The sequence below is a fragment of the Clostridium sp. CCUG 7971 genome (assembly GCF_017590215.1).
In the GTDB taxonomy this organism is placed as follows: domain Bacteria; phylum Bacillota; class Clostridia; order Peptostreptococcales; family Peptostreptococcaceae; genus Faecalimicrobium.
In genome coordinates, this window is sequence record NZ_JAFFPK010000212.1 from 1 (window position 1) to 765 (window position 765).

Here is a 765-nt window from a genome sequence, read left to right on the forward strand (position 1 = left end):
AATAACACAAAAAGTTCTAAGAAATGGGAAAAGTAGTGCAGACACCATTACCATTTGCAAAAAGCTGTAAACATTCCCAGATGTAAAAACATTTATACCAACAACTAAGAAGTTAAATGAAAATATCATAAATCCATTTGACGCGATATTATATAAGTTAGTTCCTTTTGGAGAGAACACACTTATTATAGTATCTGAGAAAAATCTAGATGATATAAATACAAAGATTGCAAATACAGATATAATTGTGAAACTATATTTAACTAATTTTTTTATCTGAACTTCATCTTTACTACCATAATTATAGCTTATACGAGGTGATACACCTGAAGTAAATCCTATATAAGCTGAGTTTAGTAAAAATTGCACATAAAGTATTATTGTAATAGAAGCTACACCATCTTCACCTAAAAACCTCATCATAGCTATATTATATAAAAATGTTGTAACTGCACCTGACATTTGAGTTACCATTTCTGAAGAACCATTCATACAGCTATCTAAAATTAATTTCATATTAAACTTAGGCTTTGTAAAGCATAATATATTACTTTTTCTTGAGAAGTAAACTATTCCAACCATAGCAGGAATTGCATAACTCATACAAGTAGCAAGAGCTGCTCCTAATGCACCCATATCAAATACAACCATAAATAAATAGTCTAAAATCACATTTATTACACCACCAGATACCGAACTTATCAGACCTAACTTTGGTACTCCTGCTGTAACTAAAAAATAATCAAAAAATAGCTTTAATATTAA

1 protein-coding gene is annotated in these 765 nt (G+C 28.9%); it reads right to left on the minus strand.

Annotation, left to right across the window (positions count from 1 at the left end; all coding sequences use genetic code 11):
* A partial coding sequence (locus JWF52_RS18770; RefSeq protein WP_208334992.1) for an MATE family efflux transporter occupies nucleotides 1-765 on the minus strand: 765 nt, incomplete at both ends.